Source organism: Marivirga sp. (assembly GCF_051117495.1).
Classification (GTDB): Bacteria; Bacteroidota; Bacteroidia; order Cytophagales; family Cyclobacteriaceae; genus Marivirga.
In genome coordinates, this window is record NZ_JBNPEF010000014.1 from 166,430 (window position 1) to 182,105 (window position 15,676).

Consider the following 15,676-nt stretch of genomic DNA (forward strand, 5'->3'; position numbering starts at 1 on the left):
AGCATAAGCCTATCCTTGCTAAAATTAAGTTTATTTTTTGAGATTACTTTTGGTCATCTTCCATATTATCCAATTGCTCAAGATTTTCCATACCGGATATATTTAAGCCTTTCGCCATTTTAGACATTTGCTTTAAGTCGATTTCACCGAAAATGCTTGCAGCTACGAAGCTACTGTCACTTCCTACTAGCATTACCAGCTCACTAACTTTTCCGCCTTTTTCTTGAATTAAGAATCGAATATCAGAATCACCATCTCTAACGGTCATCAATTCATCATATCCTTTCAAAAAGGCTGCATTTGCTTCTGAAAATAAAGCTGCACCATTGCTAGTTTTGCTATTGGCAATCAATTTAATTCCTTTCAAGCCTGAAACTGCTTTTTTCATGGCTTCCTCTTCTTCTCCTTCTACTTCAAAATTGGAGAATAATTCGATCATTCGCTGATTCACTGAAACTATGGTAAATGTCTCGTCTGATGAGTATTTATTATAAAACTTCATGAATTCACTGTTCTGTGCTTGCGCTGCTATGCTTACTAAAGCTAATACAACTATTAATCCTATCTTTTTCATTTTTTTCGAGTTTTAAATATTAAGTAATAATTATTAAGATTTTTATACTATTTTTTTATTGACAGTTGACAAGATTAAGCCTTCAATTTTTTCCAATTGACAAAATCCCTGCTCGTACTTATGATTCATTTCCTTGTCAGATAAAAAATTTGTGTTGTCCACTGTCTATTGTTAAGCATTCTCCGGTCTGACCTCCGGTACTGACCTAATTGTCAAGGTTCTAGAATCTAGACTCTAGGCTCTATTCATCATCCATCTTGTCCTTCTTTTTCCTTTTCTTTTCTGTCTGGTTGAAAAGTATTTTTCACTTTCTCTTGTGCTTTATTAATCATTTCAAGAGAGCTTAAGTGCTTTTTACCGTGATTCATCATGGAAGCCATCAACTCTAAAGTTGCTTTTGCTTCTTTATAGGCTTTTTCTTCTTGCTGAGCCAACTGTTTTTGCTCTTGCTGCTGTGGCATCCACCAAGCGAAGAAACCTAATGCAAATACTACCAAGATAGAGGCGGCAACCTTCATCCAATTCCAGCTGTCTTTTGGCTGTGATTTTTGATGAATCTTGTTCATGACTTTTTCATCAAAATCATCATCCAACCTTAGATTTTGCTTAGCTTCTTCATTGCTTTCAAACCAATCAGCCATTTGCTTCAGCTCTCCATTTAGGCTGTCCTTATTGGCTTTCAGTTCGCTTTTGAACTGCATTTCTTCTACTTGGCTGAGTTCACCCAACCAGTATTTTTCAAGCCATTGTTCGAGTTTTTCTAATGCCATGGTCATTTATTTTTTGCATGCTTGCTTTCAAAAATTTTCTAGAGCGAAAGAGATCAGATTTCACTTGTGCTTCAGATATTTCCAAAGCCTCTGCTATTTCCTGATAACTATTCCCTTCCACTTCCCTTAAAATGAAGACTGTTTTTTGCTTTTCGCTCAATTGCTCCATCACTTCCTGCATAATTTTCCATTGGTCTTGCCACAGGGAAATTGTGCCGGGGTCTTGTCCAAAAGTTTTCTCTAACTTGAGCGAATCCTGATGCTTTTGAACCGTTTTTTTCTTCCTTAGTCTATCCAAGCAAATATTCTTTACTATTTGCATGCCCCAAGCCTCTGGGTTTTCAACTGACTCCCAGTCAGCTCTTTTATCCCAAATCTTAATCAAAGCTTCTTGAGTCGCATCTTTAGCCTCCTCCTCATCTTTCAAAAAGAAAAAGCCAAAGCGGAAGAGCTTATTTTTCTGGCTCAGGTAGATATTTTTAAAGTAGTTTTCTTCGCTCATTACAATAGGTAGATGCACAACTGAAGTGAAAGTTACAGAGAATTTGAATTTATTTTAATAAATATGGATTTAATGATTTATTTTACTGATAATCAAATAATTAATTATACTTTTTTATCAGCTGGCATCTCTAATAACACCCCTATAATCCCCTCAAGGGGATAGTTCTCACAGATTTTTTTTAAGTATAAAACGATTAATTTTATCACTATTCTCTTATTAATCCTTAAAGGAAATATTTAATTACCTGATGATATATCAATTTAAAAACAAAAGTAATTCCGTGCGTCTCCCCCCTTGAGGGGGGTAAGGGGGGGGGTGTTCCATTTGCTGTGATCATTTCTTTTAAATCAAATAAATATGGTAAAAATAGGGTAAAGAAGTATCTTTCGGACTTTAATAAATCCTCAATATGAAAACTCTTTTTAGTCTAACGATACTATTCTTCTCATTTAATTCAATTCTTACTGCCCAAGAGGAAAAAGCCAACCACCTCCTTTTCTGGAAAAAGCTAGAGCAACACTGCGGAAAAGCTTATGCAGGAAAAGTAGTCACCGCACCTGTCCCAAAGGATTTTCAGCAGCAAGAATTAAGAATGCATTTCATTTCCTGTGGTGAAGGTCAAATTAGAATTCCATTTGTAGTGGGTGAAAACCGTTCCAGAACTTGGATTTTTACTTTAAATGATAACAGCATTCAATTAAAGCACGATCACCGTCATGAAGATGGTAGTCCTGATGATATCACTATGTATGGTGGAACTAGCCCCAATACAGGATTTGACAGCTTGCAGTATTTTCCTGCTGACCAAGAAACCACAGACTTAATCCCTTTTGCGGCTGGAAATGTATGGTGGGTTAGTATTTCTGACTCAACATTTACTTATAATTTAAGAAGGGTTAGCAGTGACCAACCCATCAGAGTTGAATTTGATTTGACGGAAGAAGTTAAGGCGCCTGATGCTCCTTGGGGTTGGGAGAAATAAATTAAAACTTAAACTTATACACCCCTTCTTCGTGTTAAAGAATTAGCAAATACGGCATGCGATTTCATTCTAATGTTGTACATTTGTAGCCCTTCAAACGGAAGGAGCAATTAATTGACATATGGGGTTGACCGGTATTGACGGTAAGTGTGAATTATGTATCAGCATGCAGGGTGGAGAATGTACATCCTTAAGTAATTCATTCGAACTATAATTGGCGAATCTAATTACGCCATGGCTGCATAATCTTAATTTTTTTAAGATAAAGCTTTAAGGGTTGAGTCCGCTAGCTAGCGGATTCCCCAGCCACATTCCTCGTTCCTTCGTTTTTCCGGGAGCGGTCAAGGAGTGTCGACAGGAGAAACTAGCGTGGTGATGCTATTAAGCCATTGCGAAACTCAAATAGCTAAGGCCTGCAACAGGACTGTTACTTTCCATAACAGGCTCGAAAACCTAATTAGTAACTAAGCATGTAGAAGATGCATCGTTTCCTTATCCGGACGAGGGTTCGAATCCCTCCAACTCCACCTCCGCCCCCCGAAGCTTTAGCGAAGGGGGCTTTTCATTTAAGTCAAACCACTCCGAATAAATTAATGCAAAATTAGAGAAAAACCTTTCAGATAGAGTATTCAAGAAATAAGCTTGATATAGTTATCATGGAATAGTATTTCGACCATATGTTAGTAAACATCAAAACTAAGAATCCCTCCTGTTTGTTCTTTTTTTAGACTTTCTTCTTCCCAGAAGTTGTTACCACCTGAGAACAAGCTAGGCAGGAATTCTAGATGTTCGTATGGTTTAATCATTTTTAATCCAACACAAAATCCAGTAGCCTCAGGCATTAGTTCCTTTTCAGCTATAACTGTAGTAATCTGAGAATCATCTTTAAAAACCACACCTTTAAGTGAATCAAAAATTGTTTTCAACAAATTATCTAAATCTAAATGATCAATATTCTTTTTTGCTCCTGATATATTTACAACTGCTAATAGACATCCTGTAAAAGGCCACCAGGCTTTCTTTTTAATTATTAAGCGCTTTCTAATCGATTCGCAAAATTCTGTAACATTATTTTTATCGTATTTTTCATAAAATCCAGGATTAGTTGATGACATCTTGTATTTCTCTTGAGAAGATGGGACACGATCTAAAAACACTAATATTTCATCATAAAATGGATTTCCATAAAAAGAATATTTTTGACCTTTTTTCAGTCTAGGAATCTTACGAGTTTTCATTAAATATTTTTTTAATAAATTAACATTCTCTAAATTTTGAAATTTCCTTCATATGATGTAGGTATTAAATTAATATTTTTCAAAATCTCATCTTTACCTCTATATATCATGATATCTCCCACCATATTTTCAATATCTAAATTATAAACTCTGTATAGCATGTATTTGGTAGGGTGGATATTCATGAAATCAATTTCATTTTTTGAAAAGAATAATTTTTGATTCACTCCACCAGTAGTTGATTTTACTTCAATATAAATAGGAAAACCTCTATCATCAGCAGATAAAATATCATACCCAGCACCATCACCTTCTGTTTCTGATATATGGATTAAATCTTTTAATGAATCAAACTGGTTTTCATTTATCAATCTATCAGTTTCGAATTTTATCACAAGCAATTCCCCCGCTTTGCCTATATCTCCCCTTTTCTTATTTATTTCCTCCCAATTTAATTTTGCTACTTTAAATTGCTTTACATGAGCAGAATACAATTCTATTGATTGCTCCTTAGCTTTTATTTTCTTTCCAGTTCCTAAAAACTGTAAGTATGAGTTGAATCTGGTTTGTACTTGATCAGTTAATTTAGACCTATTTTTTCCTTTTATCGAAAGCTTATCTTCTACTATTGCAATATTGCTGGTAAGGCCATAAAATGACTGAATTCTTTTTTGGAAATCATCTATTTTAAGCTTTAGTAGATAATCCAAGCCATGATCAAAAAGATTATAATTTCTGTATTCAATTAATCTTTGCCTATTATAGACAAATAGTGAAATTAATTCGTGCTTCTGGCTTTCACTAGTGGTGGTTTCAATTTTTTTTAATAGTTCAACAGAAGTAGTACTAAAATATTCTTTCACATCATGAGCTAATTCTTGAATTTTAAGATCAACAAGTTTCTGATATTTTCTCCTCCTCGAGGGTGATAATAAAATAATTGATCTTTGTGAAGATAAAAGGTATATAATAAAGATAATAACAGATGTGGCAAAAAAATAATATGGAGCTATTGCATAAAAAACAATTCCAAAATAGATTCCATAAATCCAAAAAATGACTTCCGAACCATCAGAATGATAATTTTTACTCCCACCATCTTTTTTCAATTTCTTGAGAGCCTTTAAAAAAGTATCATTATTTCTTATATCATCTAATCTATATTTTTTCATGAAGAATTATTTATCCTTCTTTAATACGAAATCTTGATTATTATAAATTATTTCAAGCTTTTCATCCTTTATCTCAAATGAAAATTTGAAAAGACTGCCTTCATCTATTCCCATTTGTGATTCAATAACTTTTAGAGTCAGTACAGACTCTTTCTTATTAATTTTGTAAACAAATATATTCAATCCGCTTCTTATCTCTCCATCAATTAATTCTTCGTAGGCGACAGCTTCTTCTAACCATCCTTTATATCTAGGAGATTCATTTGCACTTAGGAAATCAATACCTGTTAAAATAAATGATTGATCATCAATGGTTATTTCTACTGGCTCATCAGAGACCCAACTTCCAAGAAAATTATCATTCTGAGCATAAATCTTGGAGGACATAAAAAACATTAACCCTGACAGTAAAAATATCTTGAATAGTGTAGTTCTGTTCATTTGTTAATTTTAAATTACTCTAAAGGTATAAAGAAATTGCATTTCTTAAAGTCTCAGGATCTAAAATAATAGCAAACGTCTGATATATTGCCACTTACGAATTTCCTAAAATATTTTCCCAATCCCCTATTTACATTTCCAATCCTTCTTCCTACCTTTGCATCGGCAAATCGGCACGACCAGCTCCTGCTGAACTCCCCCAGGACCGGAAGGTAGCAAGGGTAGGCGGTCGTAGCGGTGCGATGTTGATTTGCCATTTTTATTTCCTCTCCTATCAGTTATTCAATATTATTTTCAAGCTTTTTCAGTTATACATCAAGCATCATTGGCTTGAAATTTCTTTTTTTACATTTGTGAAGACACAAATGTGGGCGAATTAAGTAAGGATATTTGTTAGGTGTTTTCACCTAACAAGGGAAGCATGAATAAGATAATTTCAGATTAAAACCCTACCTTTGCATCAGATTAATTGAATTCAAAATAACCTTTCTACAAATGAAATTTTTTATTGATACCGCCAATTTAGACGAAATCAGAGAAGCCTATGACATGGGCGTTTTGGATGGAGTAACCACCAATCCTAGCCTTATGGCTAAAGAAGGCATCACTGGAGATGCTAAAATCAAAGCTCACTATAAAGCTATTTGCGATATTGTTGACAATAACGTAAGTGCTGAAGTAATTGCTACTGACTACGAAAATATCATGAAAGAAGGTCGGGAATTAGCCAAAATCGATGATAAAATCGTGGTGAAAGTTCCTATGATTAAAGATGGGGTGAAAGCAATTAAGCAATTCTCTTCAGAAGGAATCAGAACAAATTGCACCTTGGTATTCTCTTCAGGTCAGGCTTTATTGGCTGCTAAGGCTGGTGCTTCTTATGTTTCTCCTTTCATAGGAAGATTAGATGATATTTCTACAGACGGATTGACCTTGATTGAAGACATTATCCGTATTTATGATAACTATGCTTACGAAACTGAAGTTTTAGCTGCTTCTGTTCGTCACACAATGCACTTAATCGAATGTGCTAATATGGGCGCTGATGTGGTAACTTGTCCGTTGAAAGTAATTACTGGATTATTGAAACATCCATTGACGGATTCTGGTTTAGCTCAATTCTTAGCAGATCATAAGAAAGGAAATCAATAATAGTTATAAGTTTCAAGTAATAAGTTAGATTTAAGATATTAGACCGTAAGTTGACAATTGACAATAATAGGCCTCTGGCCTATTGCTGTTGATAAAAATCTAGATTCAATTACTTTAAATATTTTAACTTTTCAGCTTTTCCAAAGTTTAATACTTTGGAAAAGCATTCAATAATTTTAGTCTAGATTCTTGATTCTAGACTCTGGAATCTCACATTATGTATATTATAAAAGTAAAAGGCAAAGCCAAAATCCCAGATTATATCCAACTAAGAGATAATGATTTTGTCTTGATTGCCTATTTTAGGGCAGACAGACCATTAAAGAATATGGATAAATATGGACTAGAAGGTAAAGAAGAAGCCTTGGAAAAAATTATAAATGAATTACCTTTCGGTAAAATTCAAGCTTTAGATATTTAAATAACACTATTTTTGTGTAACTAAAATTTAGAATCCATACTATAAAAGATGTCTTCATTTTCCAACGAGCCCGTAATACGCATTGAAAACGCTACTATCTTCCAAGAAGATAAAGCCATTTTAAGTGATATCTCCTTAAGCATTGGCAAAGGTGAATTTGTTTACCTTATTGGCAGAACGGGAAGTGGTAAAAGTTCATTAATGAAAACACTTTATGCCGATTTAGATTTGCGTTTAGGACAAATGGAAGTGGCAGGATTTAAAATCAATGGCATCAAATCAAAACAGATAGCCCAATTACGAAGGAAAATCAGTGTCATTTTCCAAGATTTTCAGTTATTGGCTGACCGAACTGTTGCAGAAAATCTCTATTTCGTAATGAAAGCCACTGGTTGGAAAGAAAAATCCAAAATGAAAACCAGAATGGCTGATGTTTTAATGCGAGTTGGATTAGGGGCAGTTGATAATAAAATGCCACATCAACTTTCGGGTGGCGAGCAACAAAGAGTGGTAATTGCCAGAGCATTAATAAATGAACCCGTTCTTTTAATAGCAGATGAGCCTACCGGAAACTTAGACCCAGAAGTTTCAGAAGGAATTTTCAAATTATTTACCGATATCAATAAAAGCGGTACAGCAATCTTAATGGGAACTCATGACCATAGCTTTTTAGATACACATCCTTCAAGGGTACTGAAATGCCAGCAAGGCAAACTGCTGGATTCTGATAAAGAAGATTTTGATTTTAAGAGTAATTATTAGTCTTCAAAATATTGAAATTACATTTGATGCACAAACTTACATTCAGGCATCAAATAGTTCTTAATCAATTTATAATAAGAAAATTTTCACTGCCCTAATTAGTCAGTAGGAATACAATCTCTCAACAATCTATAGCATTTTACATTTAAAAAGGTTACAGGATATTAATCTAACAAAATCCTGATTTTGTCGAAAAACATCCATTCTTCTGTACCTAATTATAAGTAACTTTGCAAACACCACTTCAATTAGTATCTGATTTTCATTACCTTAGAAAACAATAATTAAACCATAGAATATAAAAAGTTATTATTTTTAAATAAAATCTTATTTTTTTAATACTGATGTAATATCAAAATAATATTGACAATTTACATCACATATTTTATAGCTAAAAAATCTATACTATGAATTATCGTTTACTCACTATTATTTTTTTATTGTTTTCATACGCTACTGTTCATGCTCAATGTACAAATGAAACTTACCAATATTTAGGAGATTTTGATTTTGATGAATTACAAAAAGATGAAAGTTCTGGTAGGATTTTTGGGATAATTAATGTCTCTGATACGCTGGAACTCGGTGGGCAAACCTACATTAGTCAAGTTGATTCAATGTATGCTAAAGTCATAGCTGAAATAGATGCTAATGGTAATCTCTTAAACAGCTTTTTAGTAGATTACGACTATGAATATATAGCAGAATCCTTTAATAATGGATATAGAAATGCTGGCTTCACACTTGATGATAGTCAAATATATATTCCATCTATTTATATAGATGAAACTGGTAGGTTAATTTACAATGTGCAAGCGTATGACTATAATGGTAATATTGCTTGGTCAAAAGACTTTCCTGCATCTATGAATAGAGGAGTATTCTACGGTTTCGATGAAGACTTAGTAAAACAAAACGGTAATCTTCTTATTTCAGGAAGTTTTGCCGACACTTTAAATATAGATTCCCAACAATTTGTCAATACCGAACAAAGCACTGGTTTTTTACTTGAGTTAAACCCCACAAATGGTGATTTTATTAATTTCACCCAAATATTGGGCTCCAATCAAATGGAGTTTTATAATCTCAAAGAAGACTTAAGTAGAAATCTGTATGTGGCTGGAAATATCTACAACGCAGATTCAATTGTGGTAGCTGGGAATACTACAAATTATACAGGAACGCAATCTGGACATATATTTAAATTAGACAATAATAATGTATTTCAATGGGTTCACCTCTTTGAATCTGATTTCGGATTGGAGAATTTTCCGTTACATGTTGATGAAAGCAATGGATACATTCATTATGCTGCCGTTCATTATGAAAGTGGTGGTGAAGACAATAACACAACGGATGCATGGATTGGAGCTTTAAACATGACCGATGGTGCAACTGTGTGGGAACATGAAATGGCGGCCACCAATTGGTATTATTTAGCCTATGATTCTTGGTTTGACGAGGCGGAAAATGCTATCTATTTTCCTATATGGGCAAATAATGGAGGGATTAATGAAATCTATATGGATGGTCAATTACTTGAAGATAGCATTTCCTCTCGTACAATACTTCATAAATTTAGTGCAGATGGAAATTCAGAATGGATTTCACCCATAAGATTCAGCAGTTCTAAAACACTTATTGATAGAGGGGATGGAACTGTCCTGTCTGCAATAAATTACAGTGCAACACCTGGCACAAGAGAGACGGTAGGAATTATTGATCCTGCAAACTATCCACAAGATTGGGTTTATCTTGAAAACAAAGGAGGTAATACGGCAGGAAATGCAGAATTGGTAGTTAGCTCCAATGGCAATCCCATAAACTACCAATGGTATTATAATGGAGACAGTATAGAATCTGCTAATGACTCTGTCTATATTCCCACTGAAGTGGGGAACTACTGGGTAGATGTGGAAAACGAATCCAATTGTATAAGCAGAAGTCATTCCATCCGCATTAATACTGGTAACAATTCACAAGCAGACTCGCTAGCACTTGTTGAGTTCTATCAAGCAACAGCTGGTGGTAACTGGAATGACAGTACAGGTTGGTTAACTGCCCCTCTACAAGATTGGTACGGAATCCAAACCAATGGTGAGGGTAGAGTTACTTCCATTGATTTAAATTCCAACAATCTATCTGGAAGCTTACCTTCTTCATTCAGAGATTTGACAGCTATTGAAGAAATATTTCTTTACAACAATATTGAATTTGACATAGAATTTGAAAACCTTATAAGCGGTAAAATTAATTTAAGAAGACTACGTGTCCATGATTGTAATATAACTGGAGATATACCAAATGAGATAACGCAATTCACACAATTGACTGATATTGCTTTACAAAACAATAATATTACAGGCAACATACCAAATGACATTGGAAACCTCACAGCATTGACAGAACTTGACTTTAACTCTAATAATTTAGAAGGGAGTGTTCCCACATCAATAGGTCAATTAGTTAATTTGAGTAGTCTAAACCTTTCTAACAATAATTTAGGAAATGAATTACCAATCGAAATGGAAAATTTGGAATCATTGACTTTTATCGATTTAAATTCCAATAATTTCACTGGCACATTTCCTGATTTAATTCACTTGCCCAACATCGTACAAATATATGTTTGGAATAATCCTTCTTTAATAACTGAAATCCCTGAAGATTTAGATCAACTCACCCAATTAAGGTCATACCATATTGATGAGACGAAACCAATTGGGGGAGAAATTCCACAAGTTATTTTTGATGCCACCTTTATGGAGTCGTATGGAATAAGTGGACACAACTTTACTGGGAATCTGACGGAAGAAAATATAGCTCAATTAAGTAATTTGAATGCATTATACATCTCTTTCAATCTATTGACAGGAGACCTACCGGAGGCATTTGTCAACTTAGATAGTTTAAGAATACTTAACATTTCAAATAATAATTTTACTTCATTACCTGATTTCAGTGTCTCTAGTAGTATGAATGAATTAGTTGTGGCAGGCAATCAATTTCAGTTTTCAGATCTTCTTCCAAATTATCAGGCTAACTTTGATATTTTCAATTATGCTTCTCAAAAGCCAATAGGCAACACACAAAATATTGAGGTAGGTATTGGATCAACTCAAGAAATCAGCAGTGAGATAGAAGCATTTGAAAACAGTAATTTTCAGTGGATCTTAAACGGAGATACATTATCTAATGCTACTAACATTAGTATAACTGTTGAAGACTTCTCTACTGCGAAATCAGGTAGATACGTATTAAGATCAACCCATCCCGATCTTCCTGATTTGACATTAAATTCCGCCCCCATAAATTTAAAAATCGCTGGCGGGAAAACAAACTGGTATATAGATAACAGACCCGGAACAATTGCTGATTTTAGAAATTTAAGTCAAGCTATAAATGCTACTAAATCTGGGGATACTCTTTATATTGCTGGTTCAAATACGCAATATACTGGAGGTATTATTGACGGTTTGAGGGTGATTATTGGACCTGGGTACTTTTTACAAGAAAACCCTAATACCCAATTCAATACCCAACCGGCAGAAATTAATTTTCTTGATCTTTCCGCAACAGCTGATGGGAGTAAAGTTTACGGAATTTCAACGCAAAGTTTAAGACTCAACAATCAATCTTCATCTGCTCCTGACACACTGAAAAATATTGTCATTGAAGGGAATAGGCTACAAGTACTTGGTTTTAATGATAAACATTTAAATATAACAGTTAAGGGAAATATAATAAGCAACTTACAATTCGCATCCACTACTGTACAAAATGTAAACCGGTCCTATGACGATTTCACAGTCACCAATAATATTATAGACACTGTCAATACCTTCTTTGATATTATTTCAACTGATAAAAGTAGCCTCAATAATATGGTCTTTGATTATAACAATATAAGATTCATATCAGACAGTATTAATGATTTAAACTTTTCCAATAGCATTATTGGAGTAGAAGGAAGCGGAGCCAATACCTTCGAAAATAATATTACATTTGATGAAGGGCTCTTCACCAATTCTAGTGGAAATTTCACTATTGATAACGATTATATCCCAATAGATGGTAATTTACCTCAAGGTGCCTTTGCAGGAGAAAACCCTTACAAACTTAGTGGGCTACCGCCAGTTCCTTCTATTTACAATATTGAAATAGGAGAAAGGTTATCAGCAAAACTAAATGTAAAATCTAACAATGAAGATAATATCACAAAAGTCAGATATCTTTATAGAAGGAATAATCAGTCCTCAAGCCCATTTAATGTAAATGGATTTGATGATTCTCAAGATCTCGAGGTCGAGTTTTTACCTAATCGGTCTTCCATACAACCTAATGAGACCTATGATTTGATATTTGTAGCAATTGATGAGTCGGGTAAAAGAAGTCATAGAACCTATATTCCTTATGAAGCAATAGCAGCGAATTTATCAGGTGATGTTATTGACATTGACAATATAAACTTAAACGAAGGTACTGTTCGACTATTTGCAATTAATCCTTATGCCAATAAATATGATACGGCTGCTGTTCAAGCCTTAAATGGTTCTAATACATTTAATTTTGAAAATCTCATTTTAGGTGACTATATCATTTTAGCGGATCCAGATGAGGAGCAGTACCCAAATTTAATCCCCACCTACTTAGGGAATACGCTCGATTGGCAACTCGCTGATACTTTATTCTTGCAAGATAACACTAGTAATGTCACTATTGAAGTTGAAAAAGAGCCAGAGCCTTTAACCGAACCAGGCTCAGAAATCTCAGGTATCATTGAAGAAGAATTTGAAGAGGCCGACACCACCCTAAGAGTAATGCCAAGAAGACGAGTAAGCGGAGTGGGGGTAAGTGTAAGAGTATTGACTGGCTCATCTAGGCCAGAAAGTAACTTAAGGTTATTGGATGATGATTATGAATTGGTCGCTTATGTGAAAACGAACGAAAATGGTGAATTCACATTACCTAATTTACCTGCCGGTGATTACCGGATAAGAATGGAATACCCAGGTGTGGAAGTAGATGAAACTTCTGATATCGATTTTAATTTGACCGGTGAAGGAGGCGAAGTTGTAAATGTAGAAGCCTTGGTGGAAGATGGCAAAGTAAAAGTTACCGAAACAGGCAGGGTGACTTCAAATGCTCCTAATGAGTCCATGAGTTTTAGGTTTTATCCCAATCCTGTTAAAAACGAACTTAACCTTAAATTGAAAAATACAACAAAAGTTAATGAGTTGATTATTTTTGATATGAAAGGGGTGATTAATGAACGAATAAAACTATTGACAGGAAAAACCACTATAGATTTAAAACACTTGGATCCAGGAACTTATATTCTTCGATTGCAAGATGAAAAAGGCAATTATTTAATGTCTAAAATGATAAAGGAATAATTCAATTAAAACTACTTGCATTGAAGAGTTTTCTAATGTGGAAGTAGTTTAAAACACGAATGAAAAAGGAAATAAATCAGTAGGCTTATTGATTAATACAAACTTTCCATCCGCATTGGTAAATAAAATCTCAAAACCTTGCTGATGTCTTTTTTCAAATTCCAGCATCACTTGTCTGCAACCTCCACATGGCGGTGCGCTTGCCAATTGCTCAGCATCTCTTCGGCTTGCCGCTATTGCTATACGCTTAAATTTTTGATCAGGAGCTTGAATTCCCGCTCTGTACATGGCTGTTCTTTCTGCACATAAGCCTGCAGGAAAAGATGCATTTTCTTGATTAGTTCCAGTAATTATAGTACCATTTTCCAGTTCAATAGCTGCTCCTACTGTAAAGTTGGAGTAAGGTGAATGTGAAAATTGACGAGCCTCTAATGCGAAATGCCATAATTTTTGGTGTTCAGATGATAGCTCTTCTATTGAATTAAATGTATTATATTCTATTTGAATTTTTTCTTTCTTCACAATAATTTAAGATTATAATGGATTACAATATACTATTTCCATAAAATTAAGTTCATTTATTTCATACAATAATTTTTAAGATATACGTTGTGAAGATATGAATAAAGTTTGTTTTGTATTTATTGTAAGCGGTTTACTTTTAGCTTCATGCCAAAAGCAATCCATAAATCGATCCCAACCAAATTATAGTCAGCAAGACCCTTCCAGCTTGAACCCAGAACAAAGGTCAAATTATGGACAAAGGCCTCAGCCTAACCAGGATACTTGGTTTTTTGGGCTTTTTAAAAAGAAGCAAAAAGTAAGTTGGGGAGATCAATTGGTGGAAGAATATGAGGAAAGAATGAAGCGGAATGCTAAAGCAAAGCGCAAAAAAGCCAAGGAAATGGAAAAACCACAATATTCAGATTGGACTTATTTTGGTCATAAAAAAAAGCCTAAAAAACGACCGCCAGAAAAAATGAAATTTTGTGAAGAATGTGGTATTCGACATTAATCAGGCCATTAATGATCAAAAAGCCTTCTGTTTTTATGGATTTGGTTATATATTTGTGAAAATATAATTGAATGAAGCGCAGATTTTTTCCTTTTGATAAAAATTACTTATTAGAGAATGCTCAAATGGAGCAAAAAGATTTTTTGATGAATCAAATGGTTGAAATTGTTAAAGAAATATACCTACTGCGCTACAATCCTCTTGGTCTTAAAGACAGTTCCATCAACAAAATTCTTAGCACCAAAAATTTCAATCTTGAAGAACTCTCAGTTTTTTATGATGAACTTGCCGGATATTATCGATATAGATATAGCTCAAATCAACTTGAATTGCTCTTTGACGGAAGAGATCACCAAGAAAAATATAAGGAAGATTGGTCACTTGCCTACAAAAATTGGATAATTGAATTCTCTAAATCCAAATATTTTTTGAAAGCAGTTTTGGAGACTGCCATTTTCTATCCTGATAACAAGCAATCTCAATTGGCTTATTCCAGATTAAAAAACTATATCTCAGATCATTTCGGTATCAAGATTTATAAATACAAAGGAATAGTCCCAATGAAGATAGCCTAGCTATTGATTTAAACATATTGCCGGCCCTGTGGATGTACCTATTCTTTCAGCACCTGCTTCAATCAATTGCATAGCCTGTTCATAAGTCTTTATCCCTCCACTAGCTTTAATCCCCACATGATCTGGCAAGACTGAACGCATTAATTCAACATGCTCCACTTTAGCTCCTTCTGGTGCAAATCCTGTTGATGTCTTGACAAAATCAGCACCGGCATCAGCACATATCTTGCAAGCCTCTATAATTTCCGACTTACTCAAATATGCTGTCTCAATAATTACTTTTAATATTTTATTTTTTTCATGGGCCAGCTTTCCCATTTTTGCTATTTCGATTTTTGGCCACATCATTTTTGATTTGAAAGCTGAAATATTCAAAACCATATCAAGTTCATCAGCTCCATCTTTTATGGCTTGAATCGCTTCTGCCTCTTTTGTTTGACTCATCTGATAACCCAAAGGAAATCCTATTACCGTAATTAATTTAATGTTTGTTTTGCCAATATCTCTTTTTGCCTTTTTCACCCAAAATGGGGGAACACAAATCCCGAAAATATTATTTTCTTGCGCCTCATTTAATAACATTTCAATATCTTCAGAAGTTATTGTGGGTTTAAGGTTCGTATGCTCAATGTAATTTTGTATATTTCTCATATCCATCTAATTATAATCAAAT

At 34.1% G+C, this 15,676-nt stretch carries 15 protein-coding genes and 2 other RNA genes; 9 read left to right on the plus strand and 8 right to left on the minus strand.

Annotated features, from left to right (window positions below; all coding sequences use genetic code 11):
- Positions 1-43: 43 nt before the first annotated feature.
- From ACFE0M_RS08320 to ACFE0M_RS08330, 3 genes are all read right to left on the minus strand, one after another.
- Complete coding sequence (locus tag ACFE0M_RS08320) at positions 44-574, minus strand: DUF4252 domain-containing protein (protein ID WP_434545297.1); 531 nt, start codon at positions 572-574, stop codon at positions 44-46.
- Between the two features lie 248 nt (positions 575-822).
- Positions 823-1,344 (minus strand): hypothetical protein, encoded by a 522-nt coding sequence (locus ACFE0M_RS08325; RefSeq protein WP_434545298.1) that lies wholly within the window; start codon positions 1,342-1,344, stop codon positions 823-825.
- On the minus strand, positions 1,313-1,846 hold the full coding sequence (locus tag ACFE0M_RS08330; protein ID WP_434545299.1) for an RNA polymerase sigma factor: 534 nt from the start codon (positions 1,844-1,846) through the stop codon (positions 1,313-1,315). Before ACFE0M_RS08330 ends, ACFE0M_RS08325 begins: the two co-directional genes overlap by 32 nt.
- Positions 1,847-2,258: 412 nt before the next feature.
- Here ACFE0M_RS08330 and ACFE0M_RS08335 point away from each other — a divergent pair, with 412 nt between their 5' ends.
- Together ACFE0M_RS08335 and ssrA are read left to right on the plus strand one after the other, a co-directional pair.
- Positions 2,259-2,831 carry a hypothetical protein gene (locus tag ACFE0M_RS08335; protein WP_434545300.1) on the plus strand — a complete coding sequence of 191 codons (573 nt, stop codon included), beginning with the start codon at positions 2,259-2,261 and terminating at the stop codon, positions 2,829-2,831.
- 123 nt (positions 2,832-2,954) lie between these two features.
- Positions 2,955-3,361, plus strand: a transfer-messenger RNA (tmRNA) gene (ssrA, locus tag ACFE0M_RS08340).
- A 150-nt stretch (positions 3,362-3,511) separates the two neighbouring features.
- Here ssrA and ACFE0M_RS08345 read toward each other — a convergent pair.
- Genes ACFE0M_RS08345 through ACFE0M_RS08355 form a run of 3 tightly spaced genes read right to left on the minus strand, consistent with a single transcriptional unit; the run spans position 3,512 to position 5,682 of the window.
- On the minus strand, positions 3,512-4,069 hold the full coding sequence (locus ACFE0M_RS08345) for a RusA family crossover junction endodeoxyribonuclease (protein WP_434545301.1): 558 nt from the start codon (positions 4,067-4,069) through the stop codon (positions 3,512-3,514).
- A 29-nt stretch (positions 4,070-4,098) separates the two neighbouring features.
- Entirely contained in the window at positions 4,099-5,241 is a 1,143-nt protein-coding gene (locus tag ACFE0M_RS08350) for a DUF3883 domain-containing protein (RefSeq protein ID WP_434545302.1), read from the minus strand.
- A 6-nt stretch (positions 5,242-5,247) separates the two neighbouring features.
- The gene (locus ACFE0M_RS08355) at positions 5,248-5,682 is read right to left on the minus strand and encodes a hypothetical protein (protein WP_434545303.1); all 435 of its coding nucleotides are present in this window, start codon (positions 5,680-5,682) and stop codon (positions 5,248-5,250) included.
- Positions 5,683-5,844: 162 nt separating this feature from the next.
- Here ACFE0M_RS08355 and ffs point away from each other — a divergent pair.
- The 5 genes from ffs (at position 5,845) to ACFE0M_RS08380 (ending at position 13,413) form a co-directional block, all read left to right on the plus strand.
- An RNA gene (gene ffs / locus ACFE0M_RS08360) (signal recognition particle sRNA small type) lies at positions 5,845-5,942 on the plus strand.
- Positions 5,943-6,177: 235 nt separating this feature from the next.
- Positions 6,178-6,834, plus strand: coding sequence for a fructose-6-phosphate aldolase (fsa, locus tag ACFE0M_RS08365; protein WP_434545304.1), 657 nt, complete (start codon positions 6,178-6,180; stop codon positions 6,832-6,834).
- 217 nt (positions 6,835-7,051) lie between these two features.
- A complete protein-coding gene (locus ACFE0M_RS08370; protein WP_434545305.1) occupies positions 7,052-7,255 on the plus strand; it encodes a fructose-6-phosphate aldolase in 204 nt (67 codons plus the stop codon).
- 48 nt (positions 7,256-7,303) lie between these two features.
- Positions 7,304-8,017 (plus strand): cell division ATP-binding protein FtsE, encoded by a 714-nt coding sequence (locus ACFE0M_RS08375; RefSeq protein WP_434545306.1) that lies wholly within the window; start codon positions 7,304-7,306, stop codon positions 8,015-8,017.
- A 407-nt stretch (positions 8,018-8,424) separates the two neighbouring features.
- Positions 8,425-13,413: a T9SS type A sorting domain-containing protein gene (locus tag ACFE0M_RS08380; RefSeq protein WP_434545307.1), complete on the plus strand. Its 4,989-nt coding sequence runs from the start codon at positions 8,425-8,427 to the stop codon at positions 13,411-13,413.
- A 48-nt stretch (positions 13,414-13,461) separates the two neighbouring features.
- Here ACFE0M_RS08380 and ACFE0M_RS08385 read toward each other — a convergent pair whose 3' ends face one another.
- Positions 13,462-13,935 (minus strand): cytidine deaminase, encoded by a 474-nt coding sequence (locus ACFE0M_RS08385; RefSeq protein ID WP_434545308.1) that lies wholly within the window; start codon positions 13,933-13,935, stop codon positions 13,462-13,464.
- A 97-nt stretch (positions 13,936-14,032) separates the two neighbouring features.
- Here ACFE0M_RS08385 and ACFE0M_RS08390 point away from each other — a divergent pair, with 97 nt between their 5' ends.
- Both ACFE0M_RS08390 and ACFE0M_RS08395 read left to right on the plus strand, forming a co-directional pair.
- Positions 14,033-14,428, plus strand: a complete 396-nt coding sequence (locus tag ACFE0M_RS08390; RefSeq protein ID WP_434545309.1) for a hypothetical protein — start codon at positions 14,033-14,035, stop codon at positions 14,426-14,428.
- Positions 14,429-14,499: 71 nt separating this feature from the next.
- Positions 14,500-15,003: a hypothetical protein gene (locus ACFE0M_RS08395; RefSeq protein ID WP_434545310.1), complete on the plus strand. Its 504-nt coding sequence runs from the start codon at positions 14,500-14,502 to the stop codon at positions 15,001-15,003.
- Here ACFE0M_RS08395 and deoC read toward each other — a convergent pair whose 3' ends face one another.
- Complete coding sequence (gene deoC, locus ACFE0M_RS08400; RefSeq protein ID WP_434545311.1) at positions 15,004-15,654, minus strand: deoxyribose-phosphate aldolase; 651 nt, start codon at positions 15,652-15,654, stop codon at positions 15,004-15,006.
- Positions 15,655-15,676 lie beyond the last annotated feature (22 nt).